Consider the following 23038-nt stretch of genomic DNA (forward strand, 5'->3'; position numbering starts at 1 on the left):
GTCTTCCACTTGGACCCTGGCACCCGGCATTATCCGGATCGGGACACGAAGAAGCGCTTGAACAACTCATCTAGTATGCCGGAAATAGTCCACAGAAGCGAATCTGGCGGTATCACGGCCGGTCACGTCATTGCCTTCAGCAACCGTCGAATGGATGATAGTGGCATGAGGGTGGAGAATGCTGTTTCAGTGCAGGAGCTCGCCGGCCGCCTCAATCCCGGATTCACCTTAGGGGTCGCATCGGCCGCCTTCCAGATTGAGGGCGCAACCGCTGCAGACGGAAAGGGCCCGTCCGGGTGGGATGCCTTTGCCGAGAAACCCGGCAGTATCATGGACGGGCACTCGCCGGCTGTGGCCTGTGACCACTACAACCGTTACCCCGAAGACATTGCCCTGATGCGGGAACTCGGTGTGGACTCCTACCGCTTTTCGCTGTCTTGGCCCCGGATACAGCCGGACGGCAGGGGACCGTTCAACGCGCAGGGCCTGGGCTTCTATGACCGGCTGATTGATAAGCTGCTCGAAGCCGGCATCTCGCCCATGGCCACCCTGTACCACTGGGATACCCCGCTCCCGCTGGAGCACAGCGGTGGCTGGATGAACCGCTCCACCGCGGAACGCTTCGCCGATTACAGCGCCGCCGCGGCGGCGCGTTTCGGCGACCGGATTGATCAGTGGGTCACGCTCAACGAACCCGTGTCAGTCACCCTTAACGGCTATGGTCTTGGCGTCCATGCCCCCGGCCGCGATCTGTTGTTCGATGCCTTACCTTCCGTGCACCATCAGCTGCTGGCCCATGGCCTTGCGGTTCAGGCCCTGCGGGCGGAGGGTGTTAAGGGAACCATCGGGGTCACGAACCTGCATTCCCCGGTCCGCCCGGCAACCCTCAAATTAACGGACCGCCTGCTGGCCACCGTGTTCGACCTGATGCTCAACCGGGTGTACGCGGATCCGATTCTGCTGGGCCACTACCCCAAACCCCCTTTGATCGCCCGGCCGTGGTTCCGTTCACTGGGTCGTATTTCCGACTCCGATCTGCGCACCATCCATCAGCCTCTGGACTTCTACGGGCTGAATTACTACTACCCGGTGAAGATAGCCACTGGAAGGGGACCGGCCGAAAGCCCGTCCGGACCTGCCGAGGCCATGGCACGGGTCCCGTTCCACCAGGCCGCCTATCCCGAGTACGACACCACGGGCTTTGGCTGGCCCGTGGCCCCGGAGCACATCGGCATACTGTTGCGGGAACTCAAAGACCGCTACGGCGATGCCCTGCCACCGGTCTACATCACCGAGAGCGGTGCCAGCTTTCCCGAGCCTGAGCATGTCTCGGGCCCTATCTCGGACACCAAGCGGATCGACTATATTGCCAGCCACCTGCGCCAGGCGCTGATGGCCACTGCCCCGGGCGGGATCGCCCACGACGTCGAGCTGCTGGGTTACTACGTCTGGACACTGCTGGACAACTTCGAATGGGCCGCCGGCTATTCGCAGCGCTTCGGCCTGGTGCATGTGGATTTTGACACCCTGGAGCGGACCCCTAAGAAGTCCTTCTACTGGTATCAGGCCCTGAGCCGGGCCCGGAAAGCCCTGGCGGAAGAGCCGCCGGCACCGTAGTTACTGCTGATTCTTGTTGGCGCGGTTGATGCGCTTGGCGCGGTCGATCTCGTTACGGAAATGCTTTTTGGCCCAGAAAACGCCAGCAACCACTGCAACGGCCACAACCAGGAAAATAAGCCATCCCATGATGAGCTCCTCTCGTTGGGAGCAACCCTATCAGGGGCGGCGGGACGGCTCCTCCGGCTGCACAGTTGGCTGCACCTCCACCGGTGCCTCATCCGGTTTGCTGCGGTTAAGCCGCCACACCGCAAAGGCGATAAGTCCGACGGCGATCAGCGCCAGGAGCGCGAACGTGTACTGGCGCATAGCCCACATGATGCAGACCACCACGCCCGCGGCACCCCACCAGACAAACATGCGCTCGCCCAAGCCCAGACCAACCACCAGCAGCACGGCCAGCAGCGACAGCACCCAGAGTTGCTGGCTCCCGTTGCCGGCAAAAATTATGCCCAGTCCGCTCAGGGACAGCAGCCCGGCTCCCACCGACATGAGGATCCGGCCGGGCAGTGCATGTCCGGACCCGAAGCGGAGAAGCGCCAGGAGGGCGGCGAGCACCACGTACCACTGCGTGACCCAGAACGGGTCCGGTCCGGCGGCATAAGGCCAGGAACTGAAGCGCTGGCCATCGTGCACGAACAAACCGTCGTCCACGAACAGCACGGCGCGCTGAACGGCTACCGTTATGACAAGGGCACCGAGCTCAGCGGTGACCCGCCGTACCTTGGCGGGCGCTTCGATGTAGCCGATGGCCGCCGTCAGCGCCACCAATGCCGCACCGGACCCGGACGTGGCATGGTGCCACAGGCCAGAGACCGCGGCGAATGCGAACCCGAGCTCTCCTGCACCGGCAAGGGACCAGCGCCTCAACGGATCGTTGAGCAATGGGCCGCTGCGGGTCAGCCGGACCGCGTAGAGACCTGCAGCCGCAACCCCGCATCCGGCCAAGGTTGGCAGATAGTCTCCCCAGACACCGGGGACATCCTGGAACACCTCCACTGCAACAAGGGTGGCACCCACCAGGACGGACGTGGCGGCCAACGGGTAGAGGGCCGGCCAGCCCTCAACATGCGACGCCGTGAAGCAGACCGCCGCGAACACCAGCACTGCCGCTGCAGCGATCCAGTCGGAGGCGGACGCCGACATAACGAATCCGGCCACCGCGAAGGAAGCTGCGGCTGCTAGCCAGAGCCATTGCTCAACGGTGGCCGGCGGCGTGTTCCGCAGCCGCACGGATCGGTGCCGCAGCAGGATTCCCGCAGTAGCTGCCACGAGGGACATGGCCAGCAGCACCAGCGGCACGCCGTCATCGCTCAGGACCGGTGCAGCAAGGAAAACGGATCCCGACTCCCCCGGGCCAAAGCTCAGCAGCGGGCCGAGCGCCACCACACCGAAGAGCGCCGCGTAAACCGCCAGGTAGACGGCGCCACGGGCGGCAAAGAACCGGCTGGCCGCAACAGCGGAAACCAGAAGCAGGACCAGTTCCAGCAGCACCACCCAGCGGCCGCCTTCGTCCGCTTGCAGATCCTGCGGAAAACGGGACTGCCAGAGGTAGCCCAGCGGCAGCAGCATCTGGCCCGCCAGGGTGATCCATACCGCTGCCTGCTGGAAAGGTACTTCCTGAAGCCTCCGGCGCATCAGCCAGCGGATGAGGTGCTGGGCGGCCAGCACCAGAGCGAAGGTCACGGAAACGGCGGTGGCGGATGCCGAGATGTCGTAGCTGAGCACAACGGCCAGTGCGGCCATCAACGCCCGCGCTGCGACGAAATACCATCCCTTGGCGACCCGTTGCCGCACCGCCACCACCATCACCGCACTGAAAACGGCGAAAATCCCCAAGAGAAGTTCGACGTCGAGCAGCTCCCCGTCACTAAAGGCCAGCAACAGAGCCAAGGCAGCCGGCGCAACAGCAGCAGTCCACGTCTTATCCCGAAGAACATACCCTGCAACGGTGGCACACACGGCCGCAACAGCAATAGCGAACGTATTCTGCCATTCGGCGTTGGCCGCAGTGATACTGCCGGTTGCCGCCAGTTGCAGGCCCAGCACAGCGGCCACGTCAGCCATCACCAACCGCGGCGCACGGCCACGGAGGACCGCCATCAAAGGCAACACCAGCTGCACAGCAAGGGCCGTCACCAGCACGGTGGAGGGCAGGAGGTTCTCGTTGCCCAACACCACGGGACCGGCATCGTCGCGTAGCTGCCGGAACGCCGTGAGCACCAGAGCGGTGGCGCCAACCCTGGCAAGCCACCAGTAAGCCCACCGGTGCTGCCGCCCGGGAAGCCGAAGGGCGGTGGCAGCCAGATAGACCGCAACCAGAAGCAGCGCCACGTTACCCATGAGCTGGGAAACACTACCGAAGGCCAGCGGCACGGCGGCGAGGGCCACCACGATGGGGAGTGCCTCGGGAACGGACGGTTGCCACATGGCGGATTCCGCAGAACGCGGCAACAGAAGCCAGCCGATGCCGAGGGCCGTCGGGAGCTGTACCATCAGCCCCACTGCAGCCAGACTTTCACCGGGGGTGGTGTCCGAGAAGGGCAAGACGGAAACCGTCAGGAGACCACCCGCCGCCAACACGGCAAGGCTGATGTTCGGGGCAAGGCTGCGCATGCCAGCCAGCAACAGGCTGGCGGTCACCATCTGCTGGCACACAAGCGCCAGCGCCAGCGCCAGCAGAATCGGAGCTTGTTGGGGCCATCCCGTACCCCAGGCTGCAGCAACCGTCACAGGAACCGCCAGTGTGACGGCAACCCGTGCAGCCAGCACAAACTGCTGCCGCAGCGGTCCGCCTGAAGGAATTGAACGGACAGTCCAGAACGCGGCTGCCAGAGCCAGCATGCCGGCCAGCGGCCAGTACCCTAGCCGCTCGCCGAGCAACCCTGCAAGGGCCAGTCCCGCGGCCGGAGCCCATTCGGCCGCTCCCCCGAGCTTTACCGCCAACACCATTCCTGTAGCGAGGGCCAGCAAAACCGGTACCCACAGCGGCACCTCCGGGAGCTGGTCCAGTGCACCGATGCTGAAAGCGCCCCGGAGCTGGACTGCGACCACCAGCGTCACCGTGGCCAACAACTGGACGCCGAATGTCACCAGGGCGTCAACCGTCCACCGCCCAGGCTCCCCTGACGCCCCTGATGCGTCTGAATTGTTTGGCGGTGTGTGCGAGGCGGGCGGCAGCCAGGCTTCCAGTCGTTCCGTGGTGATGGCAACCCACACAGACTGCCCGGCCAGCAGAACAGCCGCGACAAGGAGGGCGTAGCTCCCCCTGTCCGTGAAATGCCAGATGCCGACGGCGGCCGCCACCGTAAGTGCCAGCCGCGCGGCAAGGAAGTTCAGCAGCCTGTACCGTCCCGCAGGCAGGAATACCATCAGTGAAAAGTAGAACCCGCACATGGCCATGACCAGCGCATACTCGCCCTTGTCCAACAGCAGCGGCACCAACGTCACGGCAACTGCCACCATGGGCACCACAAAAGGGTGCAGGTCCATCAGTGGTTTCACATAGACAGGCGGCATCCACCGCGGACTCATCAGCGCCAGCGCAGTCAGGAGCACGGCAACGCCGATCATCACAACGAAGTACCAGACCAGGGCACCGCCGAGCACGGTAACACCGGACCACGCCGTAGAAATCACAAATGTCAGCGACAGGTATGCCAAAACCTTGCTTTGCAGCCTGACGGCTGCAAGCAAGTAGGCCGCAGTACCGACCAAGGAGGTCACCAGCCATGCGACCGGACCGTTATGGAGGGCAAAGTTGAACATGGCAAGCCCAGTGACAGGGATGAGCGCCAGACCCGTTCCGGCGAACGCGACGGCAGCAGGCCTGAGCCGCGGGGCCCTCGCATGTAGTACAAAGCCGGCCACGTAGAAAAGAGTTGTAATGGCACAGACACCCGCGAAACGCAGGATCACGGGCAAGTTAGTGCCGATAAACAATGCCCCGGCAGCCACCAGAAGCAGGCTGGCGATGTACAGGGTGACGTTGATGTTCTGGCGGTCCCGCTTCACGCGGTGCGCCTGCTGTTCGGCCTCGAGCTCTGCCGGAGTCGGCGGCGGGAGCTGCGGCGGAAACGATCGGGGCAGGATCCCGGCCTGTGCCGGGACCGGGCGCGCGGCCGCAGGTGGTGCTGGTTGTGGAGCCGGCAACCTCACGGGGCCGGCAACGGGAAGCCACGGGTGATCGCCGTGGTTGGTGGTGGCACCGTAATCGGTGGCGGCGTCGTGGTCGGTGGCGGCGCTGGCAACCGACCCTTCCTTCCACGCGGCGCGCGCCGGGAGGGTCTCTTCCGCCCTAAGGGGGGCGGGCTCAGCGGCCCCTACCGGCTGCGGTGTCCCGCTGCGGGCGGCAACGCCTCTGGAGGCCAACGCATCACGCCAGCCTTGGAGATGCCCCGCGCGGTATGCGTTCTGATGCAGCTCCTCCGCTGCCTCTGACAATCGATCCTGAGCAACGGACTGCGCCTGTTTCCGGCCGCTGGAACGGCCGATTCTGTAGCCTATCCCCACCAACAGGAAGGCAGCACCAAGTATCAGGAGCGTTTCCACAGCGTTCCACATCTTGAAACCTTCCCGCTTTGGTGGCTTATCGAGATCCGCATGACCGCCTTATTAATCCAATGAATGGATAAATCATAGCAAAGAACAGCCCCGCTGCAATAGCAGCGGGGCTGTTCCCAAGCTCACGGTCACCGTAAGACGGCGAACCGATCCATGATCAGCAAGTATTACTTGATGATCTTGGTAACGCGTCCTGAACCAACGGTGCGGCCGCCTTCGCGGATTGCGAAGCCGAGGCCCTCTTCCATGGCGATCGGCTGGATCAGCGCGACAGTCATTTCGGTGTTGTCGCCAGGCATAACCATTTCCGTGCCCTCAGGCAGGGTGATGACGCCGGTAACATCCGTGGTGCGGAAGTAGAACTGAGGGCGGTAGTTGGAGTAGAACGGGTTGTGACGCCCGCCTTCGTCCTTGGACAGGATGTAGACGTTAGCCTCGAAGTCGGTGTGCGGGGTAATGGAACCCGGCTTGACGACAACCTGGCCACGCTCTACGTCATCGCGCTTCAGACCGCGGAGCAGGAGGCCACAGTTCTCGCCGGCCCATGCTTCGTCGAGCTGCTTGTGGAACATCTCGATACCGGTGACGGTGGTCTTCTGGACCGGACGGATGCCGACGATCTCAACCTCAGAGTTGATGCCGAGGGTACCGCGCTCGGCGCGACCCGTAACAACGGTGCCACGACCGGTGATGGTGAAGACGTCTTCGATCGGCATCAGGAACGGCTTGTCCTTGTCGCGGATCGGGTCCGGGACATTCTCGTCAACTGCTTCCATGAGGTCTTCGATGGACTTGACCCAAACCGGGTCGCCTTCGAGAGCCTTCAGGCCGGAGACGCGAACAACAGGAGCGTCGTCGCCATCGAAGCCCTGAGCGGAAAGCAGCTCACGAACTTCCATTTCAACGAGGTCCAGCAGCTCTTCGTCATCAACCATGTCCGACTTGTTCAGCGCCACCAGCAGGTAGGGAACGCCAACCTGGCGGGCGAGCAGAACGTGCTCACGGGTCTGAGCCATCGGGCCGTCAGTGGCGGCAACCACGAGGATTGCACCGTCCATCTGTGCAGCACCGGTGATCATGTTCTTGATGTAGTCAGCGTGACCCGGAGCGTCTACGTGTGCGTAGTGGCGCTTCTCGGTCTGGTATTCAACATGCGAGATGTTGATGGTAATGCCGCGCTGACGCTCTTCGGGAGCAGAGTCAATAGACGCGAAGTCGCGCTGCTCGTTGAGAGTCGGGTACTTGTCGTACAGCACCTTGGAAATGGCGGCCGTCAACGTCGTCTTACCGTGGTCAACGTGACCAATGGTACCGATGTTAACGTGCGGCTTAGTCCGCTCGAACTTTGCCTTTGCCACAGGTTCCTCCTAGAACGTTTTCAAATGACTTACCCTTCGACCGCGCTTGTCGCGGCAGAAACTCCAGTAAGTCTACTTGGGGGGCTTTGGATTGGTGAAATTGCAGATTCAGGAACTAATACTAGCGCCTAGAGCCTGTTCGTGCAGATGGCAGGGACCCGGTCTGGACCGTAGCCCGGCCATCTGCACCAGATGAATTCCCGTATCCGGAAACGCACCCGAGTTTTTTGCTGCGAAAGTCGGAAAGACTACTCGCCGCGGTTCTTCTGGATGATCTCGTCGGCAAAAGCCTTCGGGACCTCGGCGTAGCTGTTGAACGTCATGGAGTACACAGCGCGGCCCTGGGTCTTGGAACGCAGGTCGCCGATGTAGCCGAACATGCCGGACAGCGGAACGTGCGCACGGATAACCTTGACCCCTGCTGCGTCTTCCATGGACTGCATCTGGCCACGGCGGGAGTTGAGGTCACCGATTACTTCACCCATGTATTCCTCAGGGGTGCGGACCTCTACATCCATCAGCGGTTCGAGCAGGACAGGGTTCGCCTTGCGTGCGGCTTCCTTGAAAGCCATACGCCCGGCAATCTTGAACGCCATTTCCGAGGAGTCAACATCGTGGTACGCGCCGTCAATCAGCGTGGCCTTGATGCCGACTACCGGGTAGCCAGCCAATACGCCCTCGTTCAGCGCGGACTGGATGCCCTGGTCAACAGACGGGATGTACTCGCGCGGGATACGGCCACCGGTGACCTTGTTCTCGAACTCGTACAGCTCGCCGTCCGCGGTGTCAAGCGGCGCAATGGCGATCTGGATCTTTGCGAACTGACCCGAACCACCGGTCTGCTTCTTGTGGGTGTAGTCGTGACGCTCAACGGTCTTTTTGATCGTTTCGCGGTACGCAACCTGCGGCTTGCCGACGTTTGCCTCGACCTTGAATTCGCGGCGCATGCGGTCCACCAGGATGTCCAGGTGGAGCTCGCCCATGCCGGCGATGATGGTCTGGCCGGTGTCCTCGTTGAGGGAGACTTGGAAGGTCGGGTCCTCAGCGGAGAGCTTCTGGATAGCCAGTGAGAGCTTCTCCTGGTCACCCTTGGTGTTCGGTTCGATGGCCACCGAGATCACGGGCTCCGGGAAGGTCATGGACTCGAGCACAATCTGATTGCTGGAATCACTCAGGGTGTCACCTGTAGTAGTGTCCTTCAATCCGATCGCTGCGTAGATGTGTCCGGCTGAAGCGCCGTCAACAGGGATCTCCTTGTTGGCATGCATCTGGAACAGCTTGCCGATGCGCTCCTTCTTGCCCTTGGTGGTGTTAACCACCTGGGTGCCTGCAGACACGTGACCCGAGTAAACCCGGATAAACGTCAGCTGGCCGAAGAACGGGTGCGTTGCAACCTTGAAAGCCAGAGCCGAGAAGGACTCGTCAATGGTCGGCTTGCGGGTCAGCTCGATTTCCTCGTTGCGGGGATCGTGACCGATCATCGGAGGAACATCATTCGGGGACGGCAGGTAATCGATGACGGCGTCCAGCATCGGCTGCACACCGCGGTTCTTGAACGCAGAGCCACAAAGAACCGGGTAGAGCTCGGAGTTGATCGTCATCTTGCGGATGCCGGCCTTGAGTTCCGCAACGGTGATTTCTTCACCTTCGAGGTACTTCTCCATGAGCTCTTCCGTAGCCTCGGCAACGGTCTCAACGAGCTTCGCGCGGTATTCTTCAGCCTGGGCCTGGAGATCGGCGGGGATCTCCTGGACCTCGTACTTGGCGCCCATGGTGACGTCGCCCTTGGAGTCGCCGGGCCAGACCAGTGCGCGCATCTCCAGGAGATCCACAACACCGATGAAGTCGTTCTCGGAGCCGATGGGCAGCTGGATAACCAGCGGCTTGGCACCGAGGCGGCTGATGATGGTGTCGACCGTGAAGTAGAAATCAGCGCCGAGCTTGTCCATCTTGTTGACAAAGCAGATACGCGGAACGTCGTACTTGTCAGCCTGGCGCCAAACGGTCTCGGACTGCGGCTCAACACCTTCCTTGCCGTCGAAGACGGCAACGGCGCCATCGAGGACGCGCAGTGAGCGCTCTACCTCAACGGTGAAGTCAACGTGGCCCGGGGTGTCAATGATATTGATCTGGTTGTTGTCCCAGAAACAGGTCACGGCGGCAGACGTGATGGTGATGCCGCGTTCCTTTTCCTGTTCCATCCAGTCGGTCGTCGAAGCGCCGTCGTGCGTTTCGCCGATCTTGTGGTTCACACCTGTGTAGAACAGGATGCGCTCGGTGGTGGTGGTCTTGCCGGCATCAATGTGGGCCATGATGCCGATGTTGCGGACCTTGTTAAGGTCGGTAAGCACGTCCTGTGCCACGGTGTCTCCCTTTCGGATGGATTACGCGTTCGCCGCCGGCTCAGTGAGCCGGCGGCGTCCGGGAAGTATTACCAGCGGTAGTGTGCGAAGGCCTTGTTGGACTCGGCCATCTTGTGGGTGTCCTCGCGGCGCTTCACAGCGGCACCGAGACCGTTGGAGGCATCCAGGATTTCGTTCTGGAGGCGCTCGGTCATCGTCTTTTCGCGGCGGGCCTTGGAGTAGCCGACCAGCCAGCGAAGGGCGAGTGCCGTGGAGCGGCCCGGCTTGACCTCAACCGGAACCTGGTAGGTGGCGCCACCGACGCGTCGTGAGCGGACCTCGAGCGAAGGCTTGACGTTCTCCATCGCCTTCTTGAGGGCTGCAACGGGATCGCCGCCGGACTTGGCGCGTGCGCCTTCCAGTGCACCGTAAACGATGCGCTCTGCGGTGGACTTCTTGCCGTCAACCAGAACCTTGTTGATCAGCTGAGTGACCAACGGGGAGCCGTAAACGGGATCTAGTACGAGCGGCCGCTTAGGGGCCGGACCCTTGCGAGGCATATTACTTCTTCTCCATCTTTGCGCCGTAGCGGCTACGGGCCTGCTTACGGTTCTTCACACCCTGGGTATCGAGGGCGCCACGGACGATCTTGTAACGGACACCCGGAAGGTCCTTCACGCGACCGCCGCGAACGAGCACAATGGAGTGCTCCTGCAGGTTGTGGCCTACACCGGGGATGTAGGCAGTGACTTCAACGCCACCGTTAAGGCGCACGCGTGCAACCTTACGCAGAGCCGAGTTCGGCTTCTTCGGGGTGGTGGTGTAGACGCGGGTGCAGACACCGCGGCGCATCGGGCTGCCATTAAGCGCGGGAGCCTTGGTCTTTTTGACCTTAGGCGTGCGGCCCTTGCGGACCAGCTGGTTAATCGTAGGCACTCTCGTGTTCTCCGTTTTATCCGGAGCGGCCGCTTCCAGCCGCTCTCTGTTTACTTTGCCCCGCCGCCCGGGCTTTGAAGAAGTCTCCAGAGCAGCTGAGGCGAAGCCTTAATAGTCGGATCGCATGATTCCGGCATGAGATGACTTGCGTCTTCAAAGGCCCCTAGGCATGCAAAAATGTGGCATACGTTGCACAAGAACCCTGCAAACCGGAAACGTCGCTCAGGTTCAGCTTTTCAGCTGGAACCGGCGCACTCATCCACTGCCACAATAACAATTGGTACTCAGTCTAACATGGACAGCCCGCAAGCCTTAATCGGCACCGGCGGACGCCTTAAACAGCAACGCGGGGTCACTTTGAGCCCAATCCATCGGGTGGATTGGGCCGTAAGTGACCCCGCGATGCTTTACAACCGCTTAGCGGAAGTCGCTGCCCAGATCGTAGTCATCCAGCGGGATGGCGTGGAACTCAGGAGCTCCGTCGCCGCCCAGGGTGTCGTACGAGAAGTCGCTGAATGCACTGGGGCCGGTGAACAGATTGGCCTTCGCTTCTTCAGTGGGCTCCACAGTGACCTCGGTGTAGCGCGGGAGACCCGTGCCGGCCGGGATCAGCTTACCGATGATGACGTTCTCCTTGAGGCCGAGCAGCGGATCGCTCTTGCCTTCCATGGCCGCCTGCGTCAGGACGCGGGTGGTTTCCTGGAAGGAAGCTGCGGACAGCCAGGACTCGGTGGCCAAGGAGGCCTTGGTGATACCCATGAGTTCGGGACGTCCGGAAGCCGGAGTCTTTCCCTCGGATACAACGCGGCGGTTGGCATCTTCGAAGCGGCTGCGTTCCGCCAGCTCACCGGGGAGCAGATCGGATTCACCGGATTCGATGACAGTGACGCGGCGCAGCATCTGGCGGACGATGACCTCAACATGCTTGTCGTGGATACCGATGCCCTGGCTGCGGTAAACGCCCTGCACTTCGTCCACCAGGAACTTCTGTGCAGCACGGGGGCCCATGATGCGCAGAACCTGCTTGGGGTCAACCGGACCGTTGATGAGCTTCTGGCCCACGGTCACGTGCTGGCCGTCTTCAATCAGGAGACGTGAACGGCGCAGGACCGGGTAAGCGATCTCTTCACTGCCGTCATCCGGAGTGATGACCAGGCGCATCTGACGCTCGGACTCTTCGATGGCGATGCGGCCGGCTGCTTCAGCAATCGGTGCGACACCCTTCGGAGTACGGGCTTCGAAAAGCTCCTGGATACGGGGCAGGCCCTGGGTGATGTCTTCGCCACCGCTGGCGGAAACAGCACCACCGGTGTGGAACGTACGCATGGTCAGCTGAGTGCCCGGCTCACCGATGGACTGTGCGGCGATAATGCCCACTGCCTCACCGATGTCGACGGTCTTGCCGGTGGCCAGTGAACGGCCGTAGCACAGTGCACAGGTACCGACGCTGGACTCACAGGTGAGTACGGAGCGGACCTTGACCTCGGTGATGCCGGCTGCGAACAGCTCGGCAATGACGACGTCGCCGCAGTCGGTTCCGCCGGCTGCCAGGACCTTGCCCTTGGAGTCAACGACATCCACGGCCAGGGTACGGGCGTAAGCGCTGTTCTCGACGTTCTCATCCAGGATCAGCTCACCGTTGGCGTCGGCCACCGCGATTGCAGTGACCAGGCCGCGCTCGGTGCCACAGTCCTCTTCACGGACAATGACGTCCTGCGAGACGTCCACCAGACGACGGGTCAGGTAACCCGAGTTGGCGGTACGCAGTGCGGTGTCAGCCAGTCCCTTACGGGCACCGTGCGTGGCGATGAAGTATTCCAGCACCGACAGGCCCTCGCGGTAGGAGGACTTGATAGGACGCGGGATGATCTCGCCCTTGGGGTTGGCCACCAGGCCACGGATACCCGCGATCTGACGGACCTGCATCCAGTTACCACGTGCACCGGAGGACACCATGCGGTTGATGGTGTTCATCGGGGACAGGTTGTCACGCATCGCCTGGGCGATCTCGTTGGTTGCCTTGTTCCAGATCTCGATCAGTTCCTGGCGACGCTCGTCGTCGTCGATCAGGCCCTTGTCGTACTGGCCCTGGATCTTGGCAGCCAATGTCTCGTAACCGGCGAGGATCTTCGGCTTGTCCTTGGGTACCTCGATGTCCGAGATTGCAACGGTGACGCCTGAACGGGTGGCCCAGTAGAAACCGGAGTCCTTCAGGTTATCCAGCGTTGCCGCGGTAACAACCTTCGGGTAGCGCTCTGCGAGGTCGTTGACGATCCGGGACAGTTCGCCCTTGTCGGCAACGGCCTCAACCCAAGGGTAGTCAGCCGGCAGTGTCTCGTTGAAGAGAACCTGGCCGAGGGAGGTCTGGACGAGTGCAATCTGGCCTGGCTCCCAGCCTTCCGGGGCTTCCCAGCCGGTGTAAGGGACAAAGCCCTCAAGCCGGATCTTGACCTGGGAGTTCAGGTGCAGCTCGCGGAGATCGTACGCCATGATGGCTTCCGAAACCGAGGAGAAGATACGGCCTTCGCCAGCTGAACCGACACGCTTGGTGGTCAGGTGGTACAGGCCGATGATCATATCCTGCGAAGGCAGAGTCACCGGGCGGCCGTCAGACGGCTTCAGGATGTTGTTCGAGGAAAGCATCAGGATGCGTGCCTCAGCCTGGGCTTCGGGGCTCAGCGGCAGGTGGACTGCCATCTGGTCGCCGTCGAAGTCGGCGTTGAAGGCGCCACAAACCAGCGGGTGAAGCTGGATTGCCTTGCCTTCAACAAGCTGCGGTTCAAATGCCTGGATGCCGAGACGGTGCAGGGTAGGTGCACGGTTCAGCAGTACCGGGTGTTCTGTGATGATCTCTTCGAGAACATCCCAGACCTGCGGACGGTAACGCTCAACCATGCGCTTGGCCGACTTGATGTTCTGGGCATGGTTGAGGTCAACCAGGCGCTTCATCACGAACGGCTTGAACAGCTCCAGGGCCATCTGCTTGGGCAGGCCACACTGGTGAAGCTTCAGCTGCGGTCCCACCACGATGACCGAACGACCGGAGTAGTCGACGCGCTTGCCGAGAAGGTTCTGACGGAAGCGTCCCTGCTTGCCCTTGAGCATGTCGCTCAGGGACTTCAGCGGACGGTTGCCCGGCCCGGTGACCGGACGGCCACGGCGGCCGTTGTCAAAGAGGCTGTCAACGGCTTCCTGAAGCATGCGCTTCTCGTTGTTGACGATGATCTCCGGAGCACCGAGATCAAGCAGGCGCTTGAGCCGGTTGTTGCGGTTGATCACACGGCGGTAGAGGTCGTTGAGGTCGGAGGTCGCGAAGCGGCCACCGTCCAGCTGGACCATGGGGCGCAGTTCCGGCGGGATTACCGGGACGGCGTCCAGCACCATGCCGAGAGGGCTGTTGTTGGTGGTCAGGAATGCGTTGACAACCTTCAGCCGCTTGAGGGCACGGGTCTTGCGTTGGCCCTTGCCGTTGGCAATGATGTCGCGCAGAAGATCGGACTCAGCCTGCATGTCGAAGTTCTCAAGGCGCTTCTTGATGGCCTCGGCACCCATGGAGCCTTCGAAGTACATTCCGTAGCGGTCACGCAGTTCGCGGTACAGGCCTTCGTCACCCTCAAGGTCAGCGACCTTCAGGTTCTTGAAGCGGTCCCAGACCTGTTCAAGGCGCTCGATCTCGGCATCCGCGCGCTTACGCACGTTTGCCATCTGACGGTCCGCAGAGTCGCGGGCCTTCTTCTTGTCGGCAGCCTTGGCGCCTTCACCCTCCAGGCGTGCGATCTCGTTTTCGAGGTCGCGTGCGATCGTGGCGATGTCGGAGTCGCGGTTGTCGACCAGCTGCTTCTTCTCGATGTCGTGCTCAACCTGGAGGTTGGGCAGTTCTTCGTGACGGCTGTCGGCGTCGACGCTCGTAATCATGTAGGCCGCGAAGTAGATGACCTTTTCAAGGTCCTTGGGTGCCAGGTCCAGGAGGTAGCCCAGACGGGACGGGACACCCTTGAAGTACCAGATGTGCGTGACGGGAGCAGCCAGCTCAATGTGGCCCATACGCTCACGGCGTACCTTTGCGCGGGTGACTTCAACGCCACAACGCTCGCAGATGATGCCCTTGAAGCGCACGCGCTTGTACTTACCGCAGTAGCATTCCCAGTCGCGGGACGGGCCGAAGATCTTCTCGCAGAAGAGGCCGTCCTTCTCAGGCTTGAGCGTGCGGTAGTTGATGGTTTCCGGCTTCTTAACCTCGCCGTAAGACCAGCCACGGATGTCTTCCGCGGTGGCGAGGCCGATCTGCATGAGGCCGAAGGAGGATTCGCTGGACATATGGTCCCTGTTCTCTCTTGTTCTCTAAATTCTGAAGTCTTGGGTTACGGGAAGAGGGAGGAAGCCCGACGGCGGGCGGTGAGGCCTGCCGTCGGACGCCCTGCTAAACCTCTTCTACGGAACTGGGCTCTGCACGAGACAGATCGATGCCCAGTTCTTCCGCAGCCGTGAAGACTGCGTCATCAGAGTCACGCATTTCAATTGTGGTTCCGTCGGTGGAAAGCACTTCCACGTTCAGGCACAGCGACTGCATTTCCTTGATCAAGACCTTGAAGGACTCAGGAACGCCCGGCTCAGGGATGTTCTCGCCCTTGACGATGGCTTCGTAGACCTTCACGCGGCCATGGATGTCATCCGACTTGATGGTGAGGAGTTCCTGGAGCGTGTACGCGGCGCCGTAGGCTTCGAGCGCCCACACTTCCATTTCACCGAAGCGCTGGCCACCGAACTGTGCCTTACCACCCAGCGGCTGCTGCGTGATCATGGAGTACGGGCCCGTGGAGCGCGCGTGGATCTTGTCGTCCACCAAGTGGTGGAGCTTCAGGATGTACATGTAGCCGACCGAGATCGGATCCGGGAACGGCTCCCCGGAGCGGCCGTCAAACAGGCGGGTCTTGCCCGAAGAATTGATCAGGCGTTCGCCGTCGCGGGTCAAGTTGGTGGAGTCCAGCAGCCCGGTGATTTCTTCCTCACGGGCACCGTCGAACACCGGCGTTGCAACAGTGGTCTGGCCACTCTCGCGCGGCAGGTTCGGCAGCTGCTTCATCCACTCGGGCTCGCCTTCGATCTTCCAACCGGTTTTGGCAACCCAGCCGAGGTGCGTTTCCAGCACCTGACCGACGTTCATACGGCCCGGAACACCCAGCGGGTTCAGGACAATATCAACGGGGGTGCCGTCGGCAAGGAAGGGCATGTCCTCGATCGGGAGGATCTTGGAGATAACACCCTTGTTGCCGTGACGGCCTGCGAGCTTGTCGCCGTCGGTGATCTTGCGCTTGGCAGCCACGTAGACGCGGACCAGCTGATTGACGCCCGGGGGCAGTTCGTCGTCGTTGTCGCGGTCGAAGACGCGGACGCCGATGACGGTGCCGGACTCGCCGTGCGGAACCTTCAGAGAGGTGTCGCGCACTTCGCGGGACTTCTCACCGAAGATGGCGCGCAGCAGGCGCTCTTCCGGGGTCAATTCGGTTTCACCCTTCGGGGTGACCTTTCCGACCAGGATGTCGCCGGCTTCAACTTCGGCACCGATGTGGATGATGCCGCGCTCGTCCAGGCCCGCAAGGACTTCCTCAGAGACATTGGGGATGTCACGGGTGATTTCCTCGGCACCAAGCTTGGTGTCGCGGGCATCGATCTCGTGCTCCTCGATGTGGATGGAGGAAAGAACGTCCTCCGCCACAATGCGCTGGGACAGGATGATGGCATCCTCGAAGTTGTGACCTTCCCATGACATGAATGCCACGAGCAGGTTCTTACCGAGGGCGAGCTCGCCCTGGTCCGTTGCCGGGCCGTCAGCGATGATGCCGCCGACCTCCAGGCGCTGGCCTTCGTTCACCAGAACACGGTTGTTGTAGCAGTTGCCCTGGTTGGAGCGGGCGAACTTGTTGATCCGGTAGTTGGTTTCCGTACCGTCATCGTTGAGCATGATGACGAGCTCGGCGGAAACCTCGGTGACCACACCTGCACGCTTGGCGATAACAACGTCACCGGCGTCGACTGCAGCGGCGCGCTCCATCCCGGTACCGACGAACGGTGCCTCGGAACGGACCAGCGGCACAGCCTGGCGCTGCATGTTCGCACCCATGAGTGCACGGTTGGCATCGTCATGCTCAAGGAACGGAATCAGGGCGGTTGCCACGGACACCATCTGACGCGGGGAAACGTCCATGAACTCGACCTCGCCGGCGGGGACCAGCACAGGCTCGCCTCCACCACCGCGGGCACGGACCAGGACGGTCTCTTCAGCGAACTTTTTGTTGGCGTCGAGCGGAGCGTTGGCCTGGGCGATCAGGACCTCTGCTTCGTCGTCGGCCGTCAGGTACTCGACCTCGTCCGAGACAACACCTTCGGAGACAAGACGGTAAGGCGTCTCGATGAAACCGAACGGGTTGATGCGGCCGTAGGATGCCAGTGAACCGATGAGGCCGATGTTGGGGCCTTCAGGGGTTTCAATGGGGCACATACGTCCGTAGTGCGACGGGTGAACGTCACGGACTTCCATGCCTGCGCGGTCACGGGACAGGCCACCCGGGCCCAGGGCAGACAGGCGACGCTTGTGGGTCAGACCCGAAAGCGGGTTGTTCTGGTCCATGAACTGGGACAGCTGGGATGTTCCGAAGAACTCCTTGATAGCTGCAACCACGGGGCGGATGTTGATCAGGGTCTGCGGCGTGATGGCCTCGACGTCCTGGGTGGTCATACGCTCGCGGACAACGCGCTCCATGCGGGACAGGCCGGTGCGGACCTGGTTCTCGATGAGCTCGCCGACGGCGCGGATACGGCGGTTGCCGAAGTGGTCGATGTCATCGATCTCAACGCGCAGCTCGTGGTCCTGGCCGTCACGCTTGCCGGTGAGAGTCTTCTCGCCGGCGTGCAGTGCAACCAGGAACTTGATCATGGCGACGATGTCTTCAACGTGCAGGACCGACGCTTCCTTGTCGCCAAGGGAGCGGTCGATGCCAAGCTTGCGGTTGATCTTGTAACGGCCTACTTTGGCCAGATCGTAGCGCTTGGAATTGAAGTACAGGTTGTCCAGCAGCGACTGGGCAGCCTCGACGGTGGGCGGCTCGCCGGGTCGGAGCTTGCGGTAGATGTCAAGCAAGGCATCTTCGCGGGTCTCGGTGGCGTCCTTCTCCAGCGTTGCACGCATGGAGTCGTACTGGCCGAATTCCTCGAGGATCTGGCCTTCGGTCCAGCCGAGGGCCTTCAGCAGTACCGTGACGGACTGCTTGCGCTTGCGGTCGAGGCGAACGCCAACCTGATCGCGCTTGTCGATCTCGAGTTCGAACCATGCACCGCGGGACGGGATGATCTTGGCCGTGAAGATGTCCTTGTCGCTGGTCTTGTCAGCGGTGCGCTCGAAGTAAGCACCCGGTGAACGGACCAGCTGGGAGACAACAACACGCTCGGTGCCGTTGACGACGAAGGTACCCTTCTCGGTCATCAGCGGGAAGTCACCCATGAACACGGTCTGCTGCTTGATTTCGCCCGTGTTGTTGTTCATGAATTCGGCCTTGACGTACAGCGGTGCCGAGTACGTAGCGTCCCGGTCCTTGCACTCAGCCATGGTGTACTTCGGGTCAGCGAACTCCGGATCGGAGAAACTCAGGGACATGGTGCCCTGGAAGTCCTCGATCGGGGAGATCTCTTCGAAGATGTCGGAAAGACCGGAGCTGGTGGCGACGCTGAGGTCGTTTTCTTCAACGGCCTTAGCTACGCGCGCCTGCCAGCGTTCGTTTCCGACCAGCCAATCAAAGCTGTCCGTCTGCAGGGCAAGAAGATTCGGAACGTCAAGCGGTTCGTGAATCTTTGCGAATGAGAGCCGGCGAGTTGCACCATCGGTGCTTGCCGTATTAGCGGTTTCGTTATTAGAGGTGCTCGAGGCGACCAAGAGGGATCCTTCCACAGACCTTCAGGCGTTTTCAGATCTCCCCCGTTGTGCACCCTGCAGAATGACTCCACAGTGCTACCCATCCGGTTCCGCTATATGACCCGGGACCCAGGCTGTCCATGGTGGTGCACGTTGTTGACGGCACGTTAATGGATCGGCTGCTAGGCAAAGCCCACCGCTATATGAAGGCTGAAGGTAAACAGGGAAGACGCAAATATCCACACTACGGCAAACCAACCCACATGTCTACCCCACATCCGGTTTTATTGCAAGCACTGATTTTTTGGCGTCCAGCCCGGGCTTCGCTCCCCACCCGCCCCCTCACCTCGCAAGCTCGGCCAGGGAACCCGGCGGGCGTGGGCCCAGGCTCAACCACCGGACAGGCAACCACCGGAGGAGACGTCAGAGGCGCAGCGTAACGCCCGCTGCGGTGCATTCGCCTGCGTTGGCGAACACCGCGTCACGCACGGCGTCCTTTGATTCCTGCTCGGGCGCGCCACCTTTATTAACTGCCGACGAGTGATCAATGGCGAGGACCTTGAGCGACGCGAACAGACCCACCAGATTCCCTGTCACAGTGTCTTGGGCGTCGTCCGAGGCAAAATAGATGTCCTCGTAGGCGTTCGAATCGTTCTGGATCGCCTTGTATTCGGCGTAGAGGGAGTTAAACGTCTCGCACGCCGCTTTCACGCCGCCGGCCTGGGGCGCGGCTGACGGGCTGGAAGAGCGCGACGGCGACACGGTGGAAGGTGCGGTGGTGGACGCAGTGGGAGCTGCTGTCGATGTGGTGCTGTCCGGGGCAGAAGTGGCAACGCTGCAGGCGGTGAGTCCGGCGAGGCTGGACATGGCTGCCGCGGCGAGGATTTTCTTCAAGATGCTGCTCCCTGTTTTTGCGTTGCTCTGATGCTTTCGTCTTCGCCTTCCACCCTACTCACCACCGCGACCACGGGCACATCCGGCAGATGGGTAGTTCTCCCCTATGGGCCACGGCCGGCACGAACGGAATCACCGGCGCCCCTTCAGCGTTTGAATGGATAGGTGATTCGGCCCGCGATAGCCTTGGCCTATTACCGTCACAGATCGGAAGAGATATCCATGAGTAACTCCGCAGACAACAACGAAGTTGTCATCCTGGCCGCCTCACGTACACCCCAGGGCCGCCTCAACGGCCAGCTGGCCGGCTTCACCGCCGTTGAACTCGGCGCCCATGCCATCAAGGCAGCGCTGGCTGCCAGCGGGCTGGAAGCCAGCCAGGTGGACGCGGTGGTCATGGGCCAGGTGCTACAGGCCGGAGCGGGACAGAATCCGGCACGCCAGAGTGCCATCGGTGCAGGCATTGGCTGGAACGTCCCCACAGTCACCATCAACAAGGTCTGTTTGTCCGGCCTGACCGCCGTGATCGACGCCGCCCGGATGATCCGCAGCGGCGACGCCGCCGTGGTGGTGGCTGGCGGCCAGGAATCCATGTCCCGGGCTCCCCATATTCTCCCGGGCTCCCGCCAGGGGTGGACGTACGGTGCCATCCAGGCTCTGGACGTGGCCGCCCATGACGGCCTCACGGATGCCTTTGACGGCCAGTCCATGGGACTGTCCACCGAAACCAAGAATCTTACTCTGGGCATCGACCGCACATCCCAGGATGAGGTGGCCGCCAAGTCCCATCAACGTGCCGCGGCAGCCGCCAGCAGCGGAGTGTTCGACGGCGAGATCGCAGCCGTAAGCGTTAAGCAGCGGAAGGGCGACCCGGTGGTTATATCCGCGGATGAAGGCATCCGACCGGAGACCACAGTGGAGTCCTTGGCTGGCCTGAGGGCCGCATTCGTCAGCGACGGCACCATCACGGCAGGAAACTCCTCTCCCCTGTCCGACGGCGCCGCAGCCCTGGTCCTGACCTCGCGAAAGTTCGCGGAAGACAACGGCCTCGAGTATCTGGCTGTCGTGGGGAAACCCGGCCAGGTGGCCGGACCGGACAACTCGTTGCATTCCCAGCCGTCAAATGCCATACGGAGCGCTCTGGACAAGGCAGGCTGGAAAGCTTCAGAGCTGGACTTCATCGAAATCAACGAGGCATTCGGATCCGTGGCGGTGCAGTCGCTCAAGGATCTGGATTACCCGCTGGAAAAGTGCAACATCCACGGCGGGGCAATCGCACTGGGCCACCCGATCGGCGCCTCCGGGGCACGGCTGGCCCTCCACGCGGCACACGAGCTCAAACGGCGTGGCACCGGCAAGGCTGCGGTCTCGCTGTGTGGGGGCGGCGGGCAAGGCGAAGCACTCCTGCTTTACCGGGACTGATCAGACCGTGACCGGGAATTCCGTCGGAGACGCCGGCCGGGACAGGTTCCTTGCCGACGCCGCCCTCGGCCTCGACGTACAGCTCGTGGAACGACTCGCTGCCAACAGCCTGACGGAAGCAGCCCGGATCCTGGGCATCACGCCGGCGGACATCGTCAAGACGCTGGTGGTTAAACACAAGGACGGCAGCTTCCTGTTCGCCCTGATCCCCGGTGACCGCCAAATCTCCTGGCCCAAGCTCAGGAACCTGCTGGGAGTCAACAAGCTGTCCATGCCGCCGGCCGATGTTGCCTTCGCAGCCACGGGCTACGAGCGCGGCACTATCACCCCGTTAGGCAGCACTACTGCTTGGCCGGTCTTTGCGGATCAAAGCGTCTCCGGCCGGCGAATCTCCATGGGCGCCGGCTGGCACGGCTGTAGCGCATTTGTGGACGCCGATGCCCTGACCACGGCGCTCGGAGCCGTGGTGGCGGACATCAGCGATCCGAACTAGCCCTGTACAGCAACGCGGGGTCACTTACGGCCCCATTTCATAGGTGGGATGGGCCGTAAGTGACCCCGCGTTGTTTTAAATGCAGGAAACCCCGCACACCGGAGTGGACGGGGTTTCCCGGAACAAACTGGGCTACTCGATCAGATCGAGAAACGGCAGCTTGAGTTACTTCATGCTAACGCGTGCGCCGGCTTCTTCGAGCTGGGCAACTGCCTTCTCGGCAGCTTCCTTGGTAACGCCTTCGAGAACAGCCTTCGGAGCGCTGTCAACAACGTCCTTTGCTTCCTTGAGGCCCAGGGAAGTGATTGCACGAACTTCCTTGATCACTGCGATCTTCTTGTCGCCCGGGTGTTCCAGGATGACGTCGAATGCCGTCTGCTCTTCTTCTTCTGCAGCAGCGCCGGCAGCGGGACCAGCAACAGCGACCGCAGCAGCGGTAACTTCGAAGGTCTCCTCGAAGAGCTTGACGAACTCAGAGAGCTCGATGATGGTCAGTTCCTTGAAAGCTGCAATGAGCTCTTCGTTGGTGAGCTTCGCCATGGTGTGGCGTCCTTCCTATAGTGGTGATCGGCGGCCTGGGCCTGGCCTTCACACCGGAGTCTTGTTTGAAAGAGAGTTAGTTCTCTTCGGGGGCTGCGGCTTCAGCCGGAGCTTCAGCCTCTACTGCTGCATCTGTTGCGGGAGCGTCAGCCGAAGCTTCCGCTTCTGCGGCCGGGGCTTCTTCAGCGGCGGGTGTTTCGGCTTCTGCCGGGGCACCGTTCTCTTCTTCAAGCTTGAGGCGCAGTGCGTCGATGATGCGTACAGCGGCGGCAGCAGGAGCCTTGAGGATGCCTGCAACCTTGGCGAGCTGCAGCTCGCGGGACTCGAGTGCTGCCAGGGCAACAACTTCGCTGGCGTTCAGTGCCTTGCCCTCGAAGTAACCGGTCTTGATAACCAGCTGCTTGTTGGTCTTGGCAAAATCCGTCAGGCTCTTTGCAGCTGCAACGGCGTCACCCTTGATGAATGCGATTGCAGTGGGGCCGGCAAGCTGGCCGTCGAATGCTTCGACACCGGCTTCCTTGGCTGCAATGGCGGTCAGGGTGTTCTTGACGACCGAGAACTTGGTGTCCTGGCCGAGAGAAACACGCAGCTGCTTGAGCTGTGCAACGGTGAGCCCACGGTATTCGGTCAGGACAGCGGCGTTCGATTCCTTGAAATCGTTAGTGATCTCAGCTACTGCTGAAACCTTTGTAGGCGTTGCCATAACCCTCCTTCCGGGGATAGTGCCGGTATTCCGGGCCCTGCTCAGGTGAGCTAAAACTAAAAACGCCCCGCGCAGATGCACGGGGCTTGGCTCAACACAATCCATGACTGTGGAGCTTTGCTTCGTTCACCTGCGCCGGCCGCCCTATGTTCAGGGGCCTTCGTCCGAAAACCCACGTGATCCCCGCGCAAAACTGCAGAATTGAGTTCTGCGCGAAAGGGTGAATTTCCAACAACCGACGGTCTTTGGTAGTCCAAGCCTACG

The 23038-nt window shown here is 61.7% G+C and carries 14 protein-coding genes; 3 read left to right on the forward strand and 11 right to left on the reverse strand.

The features are described 5' to 3' along the window. The first annotated feature begins 165 nt into the window (after positions 1-165). Complete coding sequence (locus tag ACQCST_RS15340; protein WP_426996597.1) at positions 166-1617, forward strand: GH1 family beta-glucosidase; 1452 nt, start codon at positions 166-168, stop codon at positions 1615-1617. Here the strand turns inward: ACQCST_RS15340 and ACQCST_RS15345 are convergent, their stop codons facing one another. From ACQCST_RS15345 to ACQCST_RS15385, 9 genes are all read right to left on the reverse strand, one after another. Next, positions 1618-1746: a hypothetical protein gene (locus ACQCST_RS15345; protein WP_426996598.1), complete on the reverse strand. Its 129-nt coding sequence runs from the start codon at positions 1744-1746 to the stop codon at positions 1618-1620. A gap of 30 nt (positions 1747-1776) precedes the next feature. Continuing rightward, entirely contained in the window at positions 1777-6060 is a 4284-nt protein-coding gene (locus ACQCST_RS15350; RefSeq protein ID WP_426996599.1) for a hypothetical protein, read from the reverse strand. Between the two features lie 287 nt (positions 6061-6347). Beyond that, positions 6348-7538 carry an elongation factor Tu gene (tuf, locus tag ACQCST_RS15355; RefSeq protein ID WP_160673126.1) on the reverse strand — a complete coding sequence of 397 codons (1191 nt, stop codon included), beginning with the start codon at positions 7536-7538 and terminating at the stop codon, positions 6348-6350. 248 nt (positions 7539-7786) lie between these two features. Beyond that, positions 7787-9901, reverse strand: coding sequence for an elongation factor G (fusA, locus tag ACQCST_RS15360; RefSeq protein ID WP_426996600.1), 2115 nt, complete (start codon positions 9899-9901; stop codon positions 7787-7789). Positions 9902-9969: 68 nt separating this feature from the next. Next, positions 9970-10440 carry a 30S ribosomal protein S7 gene (gene rpsG / locus ACQCST_RS15365; protein WP_011692813.1) on the reverse strand — a complete coding sequence of 157 codons (471 nt, stop codon included), beginning with the start codon at positions 10438-10440 and terminating at the stop codon, positions 9970-9972. A 1-nt stretch (position 10441) separates the two neighbouring features. Further along, positions 10442-10816 carry a 30S ribosomal protein S12 gene (rpsL, locus tag ACQCST_RS15370; RefSeq protein ID WP_011692814.1) on the reverse strand — a complete coding sequence of 125 codons (375 nt, stop codon included), beginning with the start codon at positions 10814-10816 and terminating at the stop codon, positions 10442-10444. A gap of 417 nt (positions 10817-11233) precedes the next feature. Continuing rightward, positions 11234-15133, reverse strand: coding sequence for a DNA-directed RNA polymerase subunit beta' (locus tag ACQCST_RS15375; protein WP_426996601.1), 3900 nt, complete (start codon positions 15131-15133; stop codon positions 11234-11236). 103 nt (positions 15134-15236) lie between these two features. Beyond that, positions 15237-18743 carry a DNA-directed RNA polymerase subunit beta gene (rpoB, locus tag ACQCST_RS15380; protein WP_426996602.1) on the reverse strand — a complete coding sequence of 1169 codons (3507 nt, stop codon included), beginning with the start codon at positions 18741-18743 and terminating at the stop codon, positions 15237-15239. Positions 18744-19145: 402 nt separating this feature from the next. Next, on the reverse strand, positions 19146-19616 hold the full coding sequence (locus ACQCST_RS15385) for a hypothetical protein (RefSeq protein ID WP_426996603.1): 471 nt from the start codon (positions 19614-19616) through the stop codon (positions 19146-19148). A gap of 222 nt (positions 19617-19838) precedes the next feature. Between ACQCST_RS15385 and ACQCST_RS15390 the strand changes: the two genes are divergently transcribed. Together ACQCST_RS15390 and ACQCST_RS15395 are read left to right on the forward strand one after the other, a co-directional pair. Beyond that, positions 19839-21038 carry an acetyl-CoA C-acetyltransferase gene (locus tag ACQCST_RS15390; protein WP_426996604.1) on the forward strand — a complete coding sequence of 400 codons (1200 nt, stop codon included), beginning with the start codon at positions 19839-19841 and terminating at the stop codon, positions 21036-21038. Positions 21039-21045: 7 nt separating this feature from the next. After that, positions 21046-21531, forward strand: a complete 486-nt coding sequence (locus ACQCST_RS15395) for an aminoacyl-tRNA deacylase (RefSeq protein WP_426996605.1) — start codon at positions 21046-21048, stop codon at positions 21529-21531. A gap of 165 nt (positions 21532-21696) precedes the next feature. Here the strand turns inward: ACQCST_RS15395 and rplL are convergent, their stop codons facing one another. Both rplL and rplJ read right to left on the reverse strand, forming a co-directional pair. Then, positions 21697-22071, reverse strand: a complete 375-nt coding sequence (gene rplL / locus ACQCST_RS15400) for a 50S ribosomal protein L7/L12 (protein WP_426996606.1) — start codon at positions 22069-22071, stop codon at positions 21697-21699. Between the two features lie 76 nt (positions 22072-22147). Next, positions 22148-22774 (reverse strand): 50S ribosomal protein L10, encoded by a 627-nt coding sequence (rplJ, locus tag ACQCST_RS15405; RefSeq protein WP_426996607.1) that lies wholly within the window; start codon positions 22772-22774, stop codon positions 22148-22150. Positions 22775-23038: the final 264 nt, after the last annotated feature.

The organism is Pseudarthrobacter sp. N5 (assembly GCF_050157035.1).
Classification (GTDB): domain Bacteria; phylum Actinomycetota; class Actinomycetes; order Actinomycetales; family Micrococcaceae; genus Arthrobacter.

Excerpts from the sequence above, each read along its gene's own strand:
- ACQCST_RS15340 (WP_426996597.1), top strand. The coding sequence starts at position 166 with ATGAGGGTGGAGAATGCTGTTTCAGTGCAGGAGCTCGCCGGCCGCCTC.
- ACQCST_RS15345 (WP_426996598.1), bottom strand. The coding sequence starts at position 1,746 with ATGGGATGGCTTATTTTCCTGGTTGTGGCCGTTGCAGTGGTTGCTGGC.
- rpsG (WP_011692813.1), bottom strand. The coding sequence starts at position 10,440 with ATGCCTCGCAAGGGTCCGGCCCCTAAGCGGCCGCTCGTACTAGATCCC.
- ACQCST_RS15375 (WP_426996601.1), bottom strand. The coding sequence starts at position 15,133 with ATGTCCAGCGAATCCTCCTTCGGCCTCATGCAGATCGGCCTCGCCACC.
- ACQCST_RS15390 (WP_426996604.1), top strand. The coding sequence starts at position 19,839 with ATGAGTAACTCCGCAGACAACAACGAAGTTGTCATCCTGGCCGCCTCA.
- rplL (WP_426996606.1), bottom strand. The coding sequence starts at position 22,071 with ATGGCGAAGCTCACCAACGAAGAGCTCATTGCAGCTTTCAAGGAACTG.
- rplJ (WP_426996607.1), bottom strand. The coding sequence starts at position 22,774 with ATGGCAACGCCTACAAAGGTTTCAGCAGTAGCTGAGATCACTAACGAT.